Source organism: Psychrosphaera sp. (genome assembly GCF_982872775.1).
The window spans coordinates 28,922-44,540 of record NZ_CEYNSH010000019.1 but is presented as its reverse complement, the minus strand read 5'-3'; the positions used below and the strand labels follow the sequence as shown (position 1 = coordinate 44,540).

At 41.5% G+C, this 15,619-nt stretch carries 16 protein-coding genes; 6 read left to right on the top strand and 10 right to left on the bottom strand.

Features of this window, described 5'->3' with window-relative positions; all coding sequences use genetic code 11:
• Positions 1 to 172: 172 nt before the first annotated feature.
• From pgsA to pspA, 10 genes are all read right to left on the bottom strand, one after another.
• On the bottom strand, positions 173 to 766 hold the full coding sequence (pgsA, locus tag AC4E96_RS07525; protein ID WP_488033759.1) for a CDP-diacylglycerol--glycerol-3-phosphate 3-phosphatidyltransferase: 594 nt from the start codon (positions 764 to 766) through the stop codon (positions 173 to 175).
• Between the two features lie 51 nt (positions 767 to 817).
• Positions 818 to 2,650, bottom strand: coding sequence for an excinuclease ABC subunit UvrC (gene uvrC / locus AC4E96_RS07520; protein WP_488033758.1), 1,833 nt, complete (start codon positions 2,648 to 2,650; stop codon positions 818 to 820).
• 6 nt (positions 2,651 to 2,656) lie between these two features.
• Positions 2,657 to 3,307 (bottom strand): UvrY/SirA/GacA family response regulator transcription factor, encoded by a 651-nt coding sequence (gene uvrY, locus AC4E96_RS07515; RefSeq protein ID WP_488033757.1) that lies wholly within the window; start codon positions 3,305 to 3,307, stop codon positions 2,657 to 2,659.
• A 110-nt stretch (positions 3,308 to 3,417) separates the two neighbouring features.
• Positions 3,418 to 4,059 (bottom strand): maleylacetoacetate isomerase, encoded by a 642-nt coding sequence (gene maiA / locus AC4E96_RS07510; protein WP_488033756.1) that lies wholly within the window; start codon positions 4,057 to 4,059, stop codon positions 3,418 to 3,420.
• A 1-nt stretch (position 4,060) separates the two neighbouring features.
• Positions 4,061 to 5,626, bottom strand: coding sequence for a transcriptional regulator TyrR (gene tyrR, locus AC4E96_RS07505; RefSeq protein ID WP_488033755.1), 1,566 nt, complete (start codon positions 5,624 to 5,626; stop codon positions 4,061 to 4,063).
• Between the two features lie 169 nt (positions 5,627 to 5,795).
• On the bottom strand, positions 5,796 to 6,590 hold the full coding sequence (gene phhA / locus AC4E96_RS07500) for a phenylalanine 4-monooxygenase (RefSeq protein WP_490255379.1): 795 nt from the start codon (positions 6,588 to 6,590) through the stop codon (positions 5,796 to 5,798).
• Between the two features lie 2 nt (positions 6,591 to 6,592).
• Positions 6,593 to 7,831: a methionine gamma-lyase gene (megL, locus tag AC4E96_RS07495; protein WP_490255378.1), complete on the bottom strand. Its 1,239-nt coding sequence runs from the start codon at positions 7,829 to 7,831 to the stop codon at positions 6,593 to 6,595.
• 211 nt (positions 7,832 to 8,042) lie between these two features.
• A complete protein-coding gene (pspC, locus tag AC4E96_RS07490) occupies positions 8,043 to 8,471 on the bottom strand; it encodes an envelope stress response membrane protein PspC (RefSeq protein ID WP_488033752.1) in 429 nt (142 codons plus the stop codon).
• A gap of 12 nt (positions 8,472 to 8,483) precedes the next feature.
• Complete coding sequence (pspB, locus tag AC4E96_RS07485) at positions 8,484 to 8,723, bottom strand: envelope stress response membrane protein PspB (RefSeq protein WP_488033751.1); 240 nt, start codon at positions 8,721 to 8,723, stop codon at positions 8,484 to 8,486.
• A 23-nt stretch (positions 8,724 to 8,746) separates the two neighbouring features.
• Entirely contained in the window at positions 8,747 to 9,418 is a 672-nt protein-coding gene (pspA, locus tag AC4E96_RS07480; protein WP_490255377.1) for a phage shock protein PspA, read from the bottom strand.
• Between the two features lie 292 nt (positions 9,419 to 9,710).
• Here pspA and pspF point away from each other — a divergent pair, with 292 nt between their 5' ends.
• The 6 genes from pspF to AC4E96_RS07450 form a co-directional block, all read left to right on the top strand.
• On the top strand, positions 9,711 to 10,853 hold the full coding sequence (gene pspF, locus AC4E96_RS07475; protein WP_490255376.1) for a phage shock protein operon transcriptional activator: 1,143 nt from the start codon (positions 9,711 to 9,713) through the stop codon (positions 10,851 to 10,853).
• Positions 10,828 to 12,468, top strand: a complete 1,641-nt coding sequence (locus AC4E96_RS07470; protein ID WP_488033748.1) for an ABC transporter substrate-binding protein — start codon at positions 10,828 to 10,830, stop codon at positions 12,466 to 12,468. The genes pspF and AC4E96_RS07470 overlap by 26 nt, the downstream gene beginning before the upstream one ends.
• The gene (locus AC4E96_RS07465; protein WP_488033747.1) at positions 12,469 to 13,500 is read left to right on the top strand and encodes an ABC transporter permease; all 1,032 of its coding nucleotides are present in this window, start codon (positions 12,469 to 12,471) and stop codon (positions 13,498 to 13,500) included.
• On the top strand, positions 13,487 to 14,380 hold the full coding sequence (locus tag AC4E96_RS07460) for an ABC transporter permease subunit (RefSeq protein ID WP_488033746.1): 894 nt from the start codon (positions 13,487 to 13,489) through the stop codon (positions 14,378 to 14,380). The genes AC4E96_RS07465 and AC4E96_RS07460 overlap by 14 nt, the downstream gene beginning before the upstream one ends.
• A 5-nt stretch (positions 14,381 to 14,385) precedes the next feature.
• A complete protein-coding gene (locus AC4E96_RS07455; RefSeq protein WP_490255375.1) occupies positions 14,386 to 15,381 on the top strand; it encodes an oligopeptide/dipeptide ABC transporter ATP-binding protein in 996 nt (331 codons plus the stop codon).
• The coding region (locus tag AC4E96_RS07450; RefSeq protein ID WP_490255374.1) for an ATP-binding cassette domain-containing protein at positions 15,381 to 15,619 on the top strand (239 nt) is incomplete at its 3' end. The genes AC4E96_RS07455 and AC4E96_RS07450, both read left to right, overlap by 1 nt.

Sequence of the window (15,619 nt, the reverse complement as noted above, 5' to 3'; positions counted from 1 at the left end):
CAGCTGAGCTATACTCGCGCAATCTCAAACAAATCGTCTTTTTGACTTCTCGCTGTCATCGCTGACAACGGAGACGCATTCTACATTCTCGATCGTCTTAGTCAACTGCTATTTTAAATAAAAATGACATTTTCGTATCGTTTGATTGTTTTTTAGCTGACAAGCTCAAAAATCAAACTTTTTTACCCGAAATAAATGGCCATGCTGCTTTAAAATAAATAATTAATGACCAAAGAGTTAGTGCCGTTGCTATATATAAAAATACATAAGTAGCAACATCCAATAGCGGTCCTAATAACCAACCTTCAAATACCCAATACTCATTTGGGTGCCATAACAAACCAATTAGCGCTAACATTTGCGCCGCGGTTTTGAATTTTCCAACCATAGAAACGGCCACATCGGCTCGGTTACCCATCTCTGCCATCCACTCGCGCAGAGCAGAAATCGCTAATTCGCGGCCGACAATGATAACAGCCGGAACCGTTACCCAAACATTTGTATAATCATCAACAACGATGATGAAGGCAACCGCCACCATGACTTTGTCGGCTACTGGGTCAAAAAACGCGCCAAATGGTGTGCTTTGATCGAGTTTTCTCGCTAAATAACCATCAAGTGCATCGGTTATTGCGGCAAACCAAAATATAAATCCAGTGGCAAAATACTTCCACTCGTATTGTTCGCCAGGTAAATAATAAAACATCACCATGACGGGAATTAAAAAGATTCGAAAAGAAGTTAAAATATTTGGAATATTCCACATAGAAGCGTACTACATTGTTATTTTTGAGAGTCTAGGGTAGATGATGCCTATTTAATCCTTGTCATGCAAGAAGGCATGTATTTCTTGGGCCATTTGTTTGCTTATTCCCGTCACTTTAGCCAAATCTTCTACTTTTGCTGCCATTACGCCCTGTAATCCACCAAAGTTCTTTAACAACGCTTGACGTCGTTTTCCGCCTACACCAGGGATGTCTTGCAAGACCGATTGAGTTTTGGCCTTATTTCGCTTGTTTCTATGACCTGTGATGGCAAATCTGTGAGACTCGTCACGAATGTGTTGAATAAGATGTAACGCCATCGATGTCGCGGGTAAGTCGATTTCTACTGCACCTGCGTTTAAATAGAGTGTCTCAAGGCCAGGTTTACGCCCTTCCCCTTTCGCAATACCGACAATTATTGGCGCTTTATCTAACGGCCAGTCAGAGAAAAACGCCTCTGCTTTATTTAGCTGTCCTTTACCACCATCAATAAATAAGATGTCTGGAACATTTTCGGCTGAATTCACGTTTTTATACCGTTTGTTTAACGCAAACTCCATCGCTCCATAATCATCGCCGCCTTTTACACCTTTAACATTGTAACGACGATAGTCAGATTTTTGTGGGCCTTCTGGACCAAATACAACACAAGAGGCAATTGGGTATTCACCGAAGGTGTGACTGATATCAAAACATTCCATTCGTTGAATATTTGGGATCTTAAGCACGTCACACAATTCTTTGTACTTAGAACTAATTGCTCTGCCATCTGCCAGTTTAGTCGCAAGATCAATGTCTGCATTTTTTTGAGCAAGTTGATAGTATTTATATTTTTCGCCGCGCTGAGGCTTAATCAACTCAACTTTACGATTTCTAATTTGGCTTATTGCCTCTGCTAATTCATCAACGTCTTCTGTTAGTGTCGGTACGATAATTGTTTTTGGGATGTTTTGTCCGCCGACCCCATTTAAATAGAACTGGCTAATAAAAGAAGTAATCACTTCACTCGGATCTGAATCCGGTGGCACTGTCGGTGAGTAGTTTTTACTGCCAAGCACTTTCTGGTCACGAATATACAAAACATGGACGGTACAAAGACCTTTGTCTTGTGAAAAGGCCAACACATCAATCTCGTCAATTGTGCCCGAAACATTGCTCTGCTCGGTGACTTTTCGTAAGGCGCTAATTTGATCCCGATAAAAAGCCGCATCTTCAAAATGCAGCTGCTCACTGGCTTTTTCCATTTTGTTAATCAGGGTATCAATGACATCTTGACTTTTGCCGGCCAAAAACGTTTTTACTAGTTCTACTTGTTCTTGATATTGCTCATCAGTTACATAACCGTCCACACAAGGTGCCGAACATCGTTTGAGTTGATGTTGCAAACACGGACGACTCCGAACTTTGTAAAATCCATCTTCACACTGCCTGACTGGAAAAACCTTTTGCATGATCCTCAAACTCTGACCTACGGCACCTGCTGAAGGAAATGGCCCAAAATATTCGCCCTTAAAGCGTTTTTTACCTCGGTGCATGGTGAGTCTTGGGTGTTTATGGTCAGTGATAAGAATATACGGATAGGACTTATCATCTCTTAACAAAATATTGTACTTGGGCAAGTACTCTTTAATGAGGTTATTTTCGAGAATTAAAGCTTCAGTTTCTGTTTCTGTGACGGTTACTTCGATATTTGCTATTTGTGCCACCAGCGCTTTTGTTTTAACACTGGATAAATTTTTTTGAAAGTAACTGGACAGTCGGTTTTTGAGGTTTTTAGCTTTACCAACATAAATAACCTGATGTGACGCATCTAACATGCGATACACACCAGGTTGTGTTGTTACGTGCTTTAAAAAAAGACGTGAGTCAAATTGTGCTTCTGACATGGATAGTTATTTTAATGTTTCCATATCTAACATTCCGTGTCGGATAGCAAGGTGAGTGAGTTCGACATCGTTATTAATGCTTAACTTTTCAAACATTCGATAACGATAGCTGTTTACCGTTTTTGAACTTAAGCTTAGTTGATCAGCAATATCCTGGACTTTTTGGCCCTTTGTGATCATTAGCATGATTTGTAATTCACGTTCACTTAATGTGTCAAATGGCTGTTCGGATTCGCTGCCGGAAAACTTACTTAATGCAATTTGCTGTGCAATATCAGGAGCTAAGTATCTTTGCCCAACATTCACAGAGCGAATGGCCTGAATCAAGTCATCAGGTCCAGTCTGTTTGGTCACAAAGCCTTGTGCGCCCATTTGCATCACTTTACTTGGGAAAGGGTCCTCAGTGTGCACGGTCAAAATGATGATTTTGACATCGGGACAATAGCGAACAATCTTTTTAGTGGCCTCTAATCCACCAATCCCTGGCATATTCATGTCCATCAGTACAACATCAGGTTCTTCATTTCGACAAAATTGAAATGCTTCTTCTCCTGATGCGACTTCACCGACCACTTTCATGCCTCGGACCTCATCAATTATACGTCGTATCCCTGTACGTACTAATTCATGGTCATCAACTAACAAGACATTGATCAAGATGTAGCTCCTAAGAGTGTAAAAATTGGAATTAAATTATCACATTGACGACTTTTGGCAATACCAAAAACCGCTTTTAGGATATCGCTTACAAATTACTTGCCTACGCCTTAAACAACGGCGTCAGCTTGGTTTTCAGGCTCTGCTTGAACAAACGCGTCTAATTGCCCGCAATTGTCAGCAATTCGTTTAATTGTAGGATACTTTGAGATATCCATGTTAAAACGTTTGGCGTTGTAAACTTGCGGAATCAAGCATATGTCGGCCCATGAAACCTGATCTTTGTAACAAAATTGTCCTGCTGTTTTTTCCAGCTTTTTGTCCAAAGCAGAAAAACCAACATCAATCCAATGATGGTACCACGCCACTTTTGTTTCTTCCGTTTGACCTAGTTCACCTGTTAAATACTGTAAAACTCTTAAGTTATTGAGTGGGTGAATGTCACAGGCGATATCATAAGCAATGGCTTTAGCCTGTACATTGTCGTTTAGTTCTGCCGGTAAAAGAGGCACTTGCGGATACTTCGCATCTAAATAATCCAAGATGGCCAAGGACTGATTTAACGTCACCTCGCCATCAACGAGTGTTGGCACCAGCTCCATTGGATTAAGCGCTACATAATCAGGGTGATGTTGTTGACCACCCTCTTTCACTAAATGCACACTCTCATGTTCACATTCTAGTTGTTTTAAGTTTAATGCGATGCGAACTCGGTACGCAGCCGATGAGCGCCAGTATCCATATAATTTCATATTAAACCTTTGTGCTTTTTTTGTTGATGCCATAGTCGCGAAGTTTGTTAGCTATGGCGGTGTGACTCAAACCTAGTTTCTTAGCTAGCTGCCTTGAGCTTGGGTACGCAGGGTAAAGTTTACGTAATAAACTCGCTTCAAAGCGTTTTACGGCTTGGTCTAGGCTACCTTCAAACTCTTCGTCTAAATAACCAAACTCTTGAGAATAATAAGGTAACTCTAGGTCTTGTACTTCCAATATCTCTTGATCGCTTATGCTAATTGCACGATACAAGCAATTTTCTAACTGACGAGTATTACCAGGCCACGGGTAGCTTTGCATGTACTCACTGCAAGTCTTTGATAATGTTGGTGCGCGTTTACCCAACTCAGTCGCAAACTTTTGCATAAAGTGATTAGCCAGAGGAATGATATCCATGCGACGCTCACGAAGCGGTGGAATCGTAATACTTAATACGTTTAATCGATAATATAAGTCTTCTCTAAATTCGCCTTCTTGAACCATCGTCGCCAAGTCTTTTTGAGTAGAGCATATTACACGAACGTTAACTTTTACTTCTTGCTCTTCAGCAACGCGTCTAAAGGTTCCGTCTTGTAAAAAGCGTAATAACTTGGTTTGCATTTCTGCAGACATTTCACTGATTTCATCTAAAAAGACGGTTCCACCATCAGCTTGCTCAAAAATACCACGCTTACCACTGGTATCTTGCGTATCGAATGCATCTCCGCTAAAACCAAATAGTTCAGATTCAGCGACATTATCTGGCAAAGACGCGCAACTAAGCGCAATAAATGGTTGCTCACTGCGTTCACTTGCGTCGTGACAAGCGCGCGCTATAAGTTCTTTACCTGTCCCTGTTTCGCCTTGCAATAAAACCGGCGCGTCGAGTTGTGACATTTTTTTAGCTTCGCGAATGACACGACGCATACTTGTGCTGTTTGCTAATATGTCGTTGAACGATTCACTATTGTCATCTCTAAAAGCGTTAATTTGTTGGCCTAAGCGACTGTGAGACTTTAAATTGACCACAGCACCAGCAAGCTGGACATTGCCTTCTTCGTCCGTCACATTAATTGGTAATATATCAGTCACAAACTCTTCGTTATTAGCGGTGAGTTTGAGGGTTTGACCCGACACATCTTTGCTATCCAACCACTTAACGAAATTAAAACCTTTGAGCACGCTTTGGATTGGCTGGCCGATAATGTCACCTTCACTCACCCCCAAGTCAACTAACGAAGCTTGGTTTGCAGTCACAATATGGCTTTTGCTATCAATTGAAATCACACCGTCAGGAAGAATACGAAGCAACGTGACTAACTCGTTATGCTCGCGTTCATAAGGCAAGAAGTTGGTGGTTTTAACATCTGTAATCCCATCAACCCGGCGAATGGCCGCCATCACTTGCTGAAACGCTTCAAACTCAATTTGAGGGAAAGCGACATAAAGACACTTGGTGTTTTTGTCAAACTCGATACCACGTAAATCAATATCGTGATCGACCAAGATATTAAGTACTTCCTTCGCTAAGCCCATTCGGTCTTGGCAGGCAATTTGTAACCGCATTATTGCTCCGATGTCGAAAACTGAAAGTGTTCTTGAAAGGTTGCGATTGTAAATACAAAAACACTGGCTTGGCAACAAATATTTACAGCACAAACGACGAAGGCACCCAAAGGTGCCTTCAATTGCCGTTTTTAGCTTTAAACGATACGTTCTTTATCAGCTTTTTTGTTTATGCGGCATTTTTAGGTGGGAACAAAGGTGGGAATAAACCCAGTTCCATTGCTTCTCGAACCATCGACATTAAGTCTAGCTGTGAGATTTCAAACAGCTGATCAATACTCTCTATAACAAAGTATTTTGGTTGCATGATGTCAATGCGATAAGGGGTTCTAAATGCATCAATTACATTCATATCCTGACGTTCAGGTACATCAGAACTAAACGCGTATTCAGTTTCACTTGGTGAAGACAAAATACCACCGCCGTATATACGCAGTTCGTCATTTTGCTTCATTAAGCCAAACTCAACGGTAAACCAATATAGACGTGCTAAGTAAACGCGTTCTTCTTTTGACGCTGCTAAACCTAACTTGCCATACATATGCGTAAATTCAGCAAATGCTGGGTTGGTTAGCATTGCACAATGACCAAATATTTCGTGGAAAATATCAGGCTCTTGCAAATAGTCAAAATGTTCACGACGGCGAATAAAGGTTGCCGTTGGGAATTTCTTGTCTGCTAATAATTTAAAAAACGATTCAAAATTGATTAACGCAGGTACTTCCGCACACTGCCAACCTGTTGTCTCAAGCAATACCTCACTCACCTCACTCAACTGAGGTACGCGGTCCATCGGTAGTTGTAGCTTTTCTAATCCTTCAAAATACTCGTCGCAGGCCTTGCCTTTTATTACTTTTAATTGGCGTTCAATCAATTCGCTCCAAACTTGATTTTCTTCATCTGTCCAATGAATAAAGCCATTTGAGTCCGACTGCTTTGAACTGTAGCTCGATTGTTTTGCCATTGTTATCTCCAATTTCCTACCGTACTCACAGAGTCCGATCTCATTGCAACAATACGGTCAAACGCTTGTTGCAGATCGGCAATGAGGTCGTCAGGATTCTCTAACCCTACTGATATTCTTATTAGACCGTCACTGATACCAGCGGCCAGCCTTTCTTCTTGTGTATATGGAGAATGCGTCATTGACGCCGGGTGCTGTATTAACGACTCCGCATCTCCTAGACTTACTGCAATTGAAAACAGCTGCATTGCGTCAATAAACGCTTGGCCTTCTGTAATTGACCCTGCTAATTCAAAACCAATCACGCCGCCTGCCGCTTTCATTTGCGTGCCTATATATTTATAACCCTGATGTGATTGTAAGCCGGGATAGTAAACCTCAGCAACCATAGGGTGTGATTCTAAATACTCTGCAATTGTAAGTGCTGATTTACAGTGACGCTCGACTCGTATTGGTAAAGTCTTTAATCCTCTAAGAATAAGCCAAGCATCATGTGGGCTGATAGTACCACCTACATCTTTGAGTATGGTGAGTTTGATCGTCTCAATATGTTCTTTCGACGAAACTATTACACCTGCGACTACATCTCCATGGCCATTTAGGTATTTAGTGGCACTATGAATGACAATATCAATGCCATAATCGACAGGAGTCTGAAGCATTGGCGACATAAACGTATTGTCTATGATAGATAATAAATTGTTCTGTTTGGAAAAGCGTCCTATTAAGTCCAAGTCCAAAACTCTTAGATTTGGGTTGATTGGCGTCTCAGCAAATATCATCTTTGTATTGGGTTTAAGTGCGGCTTTAAGGTCCCGCTCATTTTCCATATCAATAAACGAGACTTCGATACCCCACTTCGGGAGCTGATGGCTCAACAACGCATAAGAGCATCCGTAAACAGCTTTATTAGCGATGACATGGTCACCGGCTTCGAGAAAGCTAAGTACGGCTCCAGAAACGGCCGCCATCCCAGTTGCTGTAGCGGCAGCATCTTCCATTTTTTCCAGTGCGGCCATTTTTAGTTCGAGCTCACGAACGGTTGGATTGCCTAGTCTCGTATAAATATACCCAGGTTCTTCACCGGCAAACCGAGCAGCTCCTTGTGCAGCATTATCAAAAACAAAGGTAGAAGTTTGGTACAAAGGGCTTGTTAAGGCGCCAAAGTGCCCTTCTTTAGTTTTACCAGCATGAATACAAACCGTGTCTTGATGCGGTACTTTATTATTAATTTTTTTCACGAATTCCACTCTCATCTAAAACATTGAAACAACATGTATTGCTGTTCGATATTTAGACTTTGCTCGAAAATCGGTAGAGTTAATAATCTAATGTGTTCAAAAACGATTCCGCAGTTGTAAAACAAAATTTACAGCTAGCTGGGCAAATTACAGGTATAAAAAAATGGCCAATAGGCCATTCTTTTTTCATTGTTTTTTTACGCTTAGAAACTTAAAGATTGTTGATTTCGCGTTTAATCGTAAATTCATTTGATGTTACATAACGTTCCATTTTTTGAATACGACGGTCGATACCCTCAAACTGACGAACAATATCATGAAACGCTTGTTTTGGTGGCTCACCAGCTTGGTATACAGTGCGTTTTACTTCAATTACTCGGTCTAAGTCCTTTTCTTTTGAAGACCACTTGGAGCCCGTTTGACTCACCTGGTTAGGGTCAGTCGGCTTTTTGTCTAAAATAAACCAAGCGGCAATATAAGCAACGATAAAGAAGCCACCGGAGAAAATAACGCCACTGAACCAAATAACACGGATAATCCAAGTTTCTATATTTAGGTATTCAGCGAGGCCTGCGCAGACACCTGCGACACGGCCCTCTTCTGAATCTCTCATTAATTTGCGCTTTTTTAACTCTTCCATATTCCCTCCAAACTAAGCTTGTGGGCCGCGCCATCCTGGCGCTTCTGCGTCTAAAATACTTTCAAGAGTTTTAACGCGGTCACCCAAAGTTTCAGCTTTGTGAGCCAGAGCAGCTAATTGTTGCAACTCTTGCTCGTTTAACCCTTGGCTAACCTGCTTTTTACTTCTGTAATGCATAATCAACCAAATTGGGGCAACAAAGATCATAAATATGATAATTGGTGCAACGATAATCCCTACTACATCTGACATGGTTAGCTCCTTTCAATCAGTTCTTATTTTTTAGCCGTTTTTTTGTTTAGCTTTGCTTTTAATGCTTCTAATTCACCGTCAACTTTGTCAGCTGACTCAAGCTCTGCAAATTCATCGGCTAGTGATTTATTCGATAAGTCGTAAGACTCAACTTCCGCTTCCAAGTTATCGATTTTGCGCTCGTACTGTTCAAAACGAGACATCGCATCGTTTAATTTGTTGCTGCTCAGCTTACTTTTCACATCTAAACGAGAGCTGGCTGTTTTACCACGCATCAAAATTGTTTTTTGGCGAGCTTTTGCATCTTCAAGTTTTGATTGTAACTGGCCAATTTCGTCTTTTAAGCGATTGACTTGGTCATCAAGAGCCGTTAAGTCTTTTTTGTAGCTCTCAACTTGCTCTTCGCATTTTTGCTTTTCAATTAAAGCTTGACGAGCCAGGTCTTCGCGCTCTTTTGATAATGCTAACTCTGCTTTACTTTGCCAATCAGAAACTTCATTTTCAAGGCGTTCAATCATACGAGCTACGTCTTTCTTGTCTGCTAAGGTTCTAGCAGAGGAAGAACGCACTTCAACCAATGTGTCTTCCATTTCTTGAATAATTAAACGCACCATTTTTTCTGGATCTTCGGCTTTATCAAGCAGCGAATTGATGTTTGCATTAACAATGTCTGCAAATCGTGAAAAAATTCCCATAGTACATACCTCTAGTTGGTTATTTGAACGTTTCCGTTCTGAATACAAAGACCGAAATCTTCATGTGCCAGAATATATACAGATATCTTGCCAACTTAGAAAAACACAACAAGCTATTGTTTTTCATAGATTTAATTTAATTGAAAAGAAAACTTCCTGTTTCTAGCTTTTTCAAATAGACTATATTTTAGTTATTTTCACCAAATGTTAAAAAAAGACAACAATTGTGGCGACTTTTCATATTGCTGGCTTTTGATTCAAACAATAATAAATACATAAAGCGCTAAAACATATGGATAATTTTAGAACTAAAGATAACTTAATCGGCCAAGCAAACTCGTTTTTAGAAGTACTCGAAAAGGTTTCCCAGCTGGCCCAACTCAACAAACCTGTTCTTATTATCGGTGAAAGAGGGACAGGTAAAGAGCTCATTGCGGCGCGCCTTCATTATCTTTCTTCTCGTTGGGATCAAAACTACGTCACCTTAAACTGTGCTGCTCTTAATGAAAACTTATTAGAAAGTGAGCTATTCGGTCACGAATCAGGGGCATTTACAGGCGCAGGAAAACGTCATGAAGGTCGCTTTGAACGTGCCAACAGCGGCACCTTGTTTTTAGATGAATTAGCCAACACTAGTGGCCTAGTGCAAGAAAAGTTATTACGCGTTATAGAATACGGTGAATTTGAACGTGTTGGCGGTACAAAAACCGTTAAAGTAGACACACGGTTAGTCTGTGCAACCAATGAGGACCTCCCTGCCCTGGCCGAAGCGGGTGAATTTAGGTCAGATTTATTAGACCGTCTTGCTTTTGATGTGATTACGTTACCGCCACTTCGTGAGCGACGTGAAGACATCATGGTATTAGCAGAGCATTTTGCAATATCAATGGTAAAAGAGCTCGGTTGGGAGCTATTTAGTGGCTTTTCTCGTAAAGCCAAAGAGTTTTTATTAGAGTACGACTGGCCAGGTAATGTTCGTGAACTTAAGAACGTGGTAGAGCGAAGTGTCTACCGAGCCGCAAATCCGCACGTCCCGGTTCATGAAATTGTAATTGACCCGTTTGCAAGTCCTTATAGGCCAAAAGCAAGAGTCAAAACACACGACAGACAAGCAGAGCCAACAGCCCATATAGCAACGCCTAGCGCACATAGTAGCCTAGCAACGTCGTCATTTAGTTCAACTACTTCAGATTCTTCTGTTCAGCCTGTTATTCCGCAACCATCTGGATTACAATCAGAAATACAGTTTCCGCTCGATTTTAAAGCCACCAGCCAAGACTTTGAGATCAAGGTGATAAAACAAGCTTTAAAGCATTGTCACTACAATCAAAAAAAGACAGCGGAGCAGCTAGGGGTAACGTATCATCAACTGAGAGGTTACCTCAAAAAATACAGTTTGTTGGACAGTAATGCAGAAAACAGTACAGAAAGCTAACCACTTATTTCAGTCAATGGCGCTGCTAATTTGCAGTGCCGTTTTGAGTGGCTGTGATATAGAACAAAACTCAGAGTTAGCTTCCAAGACATTATTGTATTGCAGTGAAGGCTCGCCTGAGTCATTCAATCCCCAATTGGTCACAAGTGGCACTACAATCGATGCGGTTTCACAACAACTTTACAATCGACTAGTAAAAATCAACCCTGAAACCGGTGAAGTTGAATCAGATATTGCTCGCAAAGTCATTGTGTCAAGCGACGCAATGCGATATCGCTTTTATTTACGCAAGGGTATTGAGTTTCATTCAACTGACTACTTTAAACCGACCCGAACACTAACCAGTGCCGATATACTTTTTACTTTTTCAAGAATCCTCCACGAGGACAATCCATACAATCAAGTCGGCGGTGGTCAATACCCATTTTTTGAAGGTATTGGCTTAGTCTCGTTAATCGAGCAAATTATTGTTGTAGACGACCTTACTATCGAATTTAGATTGGTCGACCCGCAAGCATCTTTTCTCGCCAACCTTGCAACTGACTTTGCCGTCATCCTCTCGGCCGAATATGCTGAACAACTGATTGAACGCGGTACGCCCGAGTTGATTGATACTCAGCCAATCGGAACTGGTCCTTATAAGTTTTCAGAGTATCAACGCGACCACTATATTCGATATGTAAAACATGAAAATTACTGGCAACCTCGTTCAACTCTAGAACAAATCATTTTCGATATTACGCCAGACAATTCGACTAGATTGGCTAAGTTGATGACAAAGGAGTGTGATGTATTAGGTTACCCGTCGGCTTCTGACGTTGGCTTTTTACAAAACAGAGATGAGATCAACATCATCGAAAGCACTTCTATGAACGTCAGTTATTGGGGTTTTAACACCAATAACGCTCCATTTAATAACCCAGATGTTCGTCGTGCTTTGTCTTATGCTGTAGATCGAAAATCGATCATTGATGCTGTATATTTTGGCTTAGCTCAACCAGCTACGAGCCTATTGCCTCCCACCTCTTGGGCCTACAGTGATACCCAGTTCACCAATGAATATGATTTAATCAAAGCAAAAGAGCTACTAGTTAAAGCCGGTTATCCTGATGGCTTTGAAATGGATATTTGGGCGATGCCCGTACAACGTGTTTACAACCCTAATGCTCAAAAAATGGCGGAGATTCTTCAACAAAGCCTCTCGGAGTTAGATATTGATGTAAATATTGTGACGTATGACTGGGGGACTTTTCGCAAGAAACTGGCGGCAGGCGAGCACGACTCTGTGCTTATTGGTTGGCTAGCCGATAATTCCGACCCAGATAACTTTTTTCGCCCTCTATTAAGTTGTGCCGCGGCGCTTGCCGGTTCGAACCGAACATTGTGGTGTGATCAACGATTTGATAGTTTTGTTAAAAAGGCGCTCAGCTCTACTGGTTACGCAGACCGAAAAATTTCATATCAAAGTGCCGAAAGCATAATCAGTCAAGAGGTACCTTTGATTCCCATTGCACATGCGACACGACATAAAGTTCAACGTGACTACATCAAAAACGTCAATATCAACCCGTACGGTGGTATCGATTTTTCTGCGACTGAGAAGGTAATTGACTAGATGGGCACTTACCTCCTAAGAAAATTGTATTTACTTATATTTGTGACCTTTGGTGTCACTGTTTTCTCGTTCTCGTTAAATTACCTTTTTCCTGGTGACCCGCTGAGTAATATGACAGGTTTGCAAAACTTGAATCCAGAAGTCACTGAAGAGTTAACCAAACTCTATAAGATCGACAGTAATGTAATTATTCAGTACTGGGCTTATATAGGTCGAATTCTAGATGGTAATTGGGGGGTCTCATTTATTACCGAAACTGGGGTTTATGCTCAGGTTTTTTCAGTATTGCCTGCCACTATAGAACTGGCGGCTTATGCACTTTTATATAGCTTTATCGTCGCAATTCCTCTAGGGATTTTGGCCTCGGATGTACGCAAGCCTTGGTTAGACAAACCAATTTTGGCGTTGTCGTTAATCGGGTTTTCAATGCCAATATTTTGGTTTGCACTGATCCTCATTTTAATTTTTTCCATTAACTTAGGCTGGCTACCGATTTCCGGTCGTCTCAGCTTGATGTACCAAGTACCTAATGTTACCGGGTTTATTCTAATTGATATTGCACTGGCCGACATTCCGTATAAAACGGAAGCCTATTACGATGCTTTTAAACATTTAGCCATGCCAACCTTAGTATTGGCCGCCTACCCAACAACGGTGTTAATCCGTACCACGCGCCAAGCTATGCATAATGTCTTGGACACGAGCTACGTCAAAGCTGCTAAAGCAAAAGGCTTAAGTAATTTTCAAGTGTTAAGGCGACACGCATTGCGAAACGGGCTACTCCCCGTAATTCAGATGCTAGGTACTCACTTTGGAACACTAATAACACTTGCAATGGTTACTGAAGTTATTTTTTCTTGGCCGGGGCTTGGTTCATGGTTGGTGGACGCGATTCACCAGCGTGATTATCCGGCCATTCAAGGTGGTCTGATGGTAATGTCTGGTATGGTGTTTATCGCCACTATTTTATTCGATATTTTGTACATGGCATTTGACCCTCTGGCAAGAAGGAGGGGTTATGGCAAAATTTAGAATATTCTCATCACCCACTAACTATTCACCACTAAGGCAGCTTTGGCGGTACTTTCAGCGTAACCACTTTGCGCTCGTCGCGTTTTGGGTCATTATTGGCCTCATACTTATTTCTGTATTTGGGCCATTGATTTCGCCCTATTCGCCTTATGAACAACACGCAGAAAAGCTACTTATTCCGCCAGCTTGGGATCCAGAAGGCAGTATCACATTTTTGTTTGGTACCGACGCCCTAGGCCGAGATATTTTATCCCGCCTGTTATTAGGCATCAGCTTTTCGTTTGGTCTTGCTATTATTGCAGTTGTACTGGCACTTAGTATTGGTTTACTTATCGGCACACTGGCTGGGTTTAGTAAAGGCGTAAGAGCAAGCATTCTTAACCATGTGTTGGATGTTGCGTTGATTATGCCATCTCTACTTATCGCTATTGTCATCGTGGCAATATTAGGGCCTGGAATCGACAACACATTTTGGGCAGTCGTATTGGCTATGTTGCCTCAATTTATTCACCACGTAAGAACCGAAGTCGCCGAATTACTGAATAAAGATTTTGTTATTGCCTATCGACTCGATGGTGCAAACAATTGGCAGCTATTTCGTTATGCCCTGCTACCAAATATGTTTGAGGGAATCGTCATTTTCTCTGCGATGGCGATGTCTTCAGCCATCTTAGATATTGTTGTATTGGGCTTTATAGGTCTGGGCGCACAGAGTCCAGAGCCAGAATTAGGTACCATGATTGCTGATAGCTTAGATGTTTTTTATCTCAGTCCCTGGACAGTCATGTTGCCCGGCTTAGTATTGTTTGTCTGTATATTAACCGTAAACATTGTAGGTGATGGTCTAAGACGCGCCTTAAAAGACCGACGAGTGTTATAACCAAGATGAAGCTTTTAGATATTCGAAACCTCAATATAGAACTGGTCACCAACGAACAGACTATTCGTGCCGTCGAATCAGCCAACTTCTCAATGAAAGAAGGTGAAGTCAGTGCCTTAATTGGTGAGTCAGGCTCGGGCAAAAGCCTTATCGCAAAAGCACTGGTCGGTGTATTAAACAACCGTTGGAATATTACCGCTGACCGTTTGCACTTTATGGGTGAAGACTTAAATCGCAAGAGCGACGGTGAGCGTCGTAAAATTATAAGCCGCGATGTTTCTATGATCTATCAAGAGCCGCGTCGATGCCTTGATCCTACAGCCAATATCTTCTCTCAACTAGAAGAGTCATTGCCGGACAGCGAATTTGGCGGTTGGTTTGGCGCTAATAAAGCACAAAGATTGAAACGCTGCTCTAACCTTTTACACAAAGTCGGTATTAAAGACCACAACGCTATTTTTAATAGCTATCCACATATGCTTTCAGAGGGCGTGTGCCAAAAGATCATGATTGCCATGGCTATTGCCAAAGAGCCAAAGCTATTAATTGCTGATGAGCCAACTACGGCATTAGAAAGTACAACATCTTTACAAGTAATCAAGTTGTTAAAGAGCCTAAATCAATTGAAAGATATGGCGGTAATATTCATTACTCACAACCTCAACACGATTACCAGTTGGGCTGATACCATTAATGTTATGTACTGTGGGCAGCTGATTGAAAGTGGTGCAACAAAAAAAATCATTTCAAAGCCAATGCACCCTTACACCAAAGCTTTGTTTGACAGTGAGCCTGACTTCAAGAGCGGTGAACTAGATAAAAAACAGCGTTTGTACACACTAAAAGGAACCATACCTACACTGCAGCACTTACCAACAGGTTGCCGCTTGGGTCCGCGCTGTCCAAACGCCCAAAAAGCCTGCGTTACAATGCCAGAACAACGAAAAATAAGAGGTCAGCAATTCCGTTGTCATTATCCGCTTCAGGAGATTAAAAAGTAATGGAATCGATCGCCCTTTTTACTGTCAAAAACTTATCGAAAACATATAGCGATAAGTCCAATTGGTTTAAACGCGGCAAGGATGTCGTGATTGGTCCACTTAACTTTGATATGCATCGCGGTGAAACTATTGCCATTGTTGGAGATGCAGGCTCGGGTAAAAGTACCATAGCAAGACTACTAGCCGGTGCAGAATTACCGGATACTGGAGAACTGTTTTTAGGAGACGACTTGGTCAA